This window comes from Gardnerella sp. 26-12 (genome assembly GCF_001660745.1).
In the GTDB taxonomy this organism is placed as follows: domain Bacteria; phylum Actinomycetota; class Actinomycetes; order Actinomycetales; family Bifidobacteriaceae; genus Bifidobacterium; species Bifidobacterium swidsinskii.
The window spans coordinates 1-490 of record NZ_LWSR01000174.1 but is presented as its reverse complement, the minus strand read 5'-3'; the positions used below and the strand labels follow the sequence as shown (position 1 = coordinate 490).

At 40.6% G+C, this 490-nt stretch carries 1 protein-coding gene; it reads right to left on the bottom strand.

Annotated elements, in window-relative coordinates:
• Positions 1 to 63 precede the first annotated feature (63 nt).
• The coding region (locus tag A5295_RS06085) for a TM2 domain-containing protein (protein WP_064622182.1) at positions 64 to 490 on the bottom strand (427 nt) is incomplete at its 5' end.

Below are 490 nucleotides of genomic sequence, written 5' to 3'. Positions count from 1 at the left end.
ATTATAAATAATGCCCCGGCAAATAATTACCAGGGCATTATACGCTAAATAATAATTGTAAAATTAGTCTTGAAGTTCAGCTCCATCGGCATCCTTATGCCACTTAGAACCAGGCTGAGAGCAAAGAATGCAAATTCCTTCAATAAATGCCCAAATTCCAGAAACAAAAGCCAGCAAGCCGAAAGAAAGAATAGAAATAAGCAGCTGAGCAACAGCCTTGCCTTTAAAACCAAGATAGAAATTGTGCACACCCAAAGCACCCAAGAAAATGGCTAACAGGCCTGCAGCAATCTTGTTACGAGAGCTTCTGTATGTGTTTGATGAATAATTAGACCCATAGTTAGAGTATGAAGATGCTTGATTGTACTGAGGAGTAGACTGAGAGTACTGACCATATTGCGGCTGAGCATATGAATTCTGATCATACTGAGTCTGACCATACTGTGACTGAGCATTGTACTGAGGCTGAGCACTGTACTGCTGTCTCTTA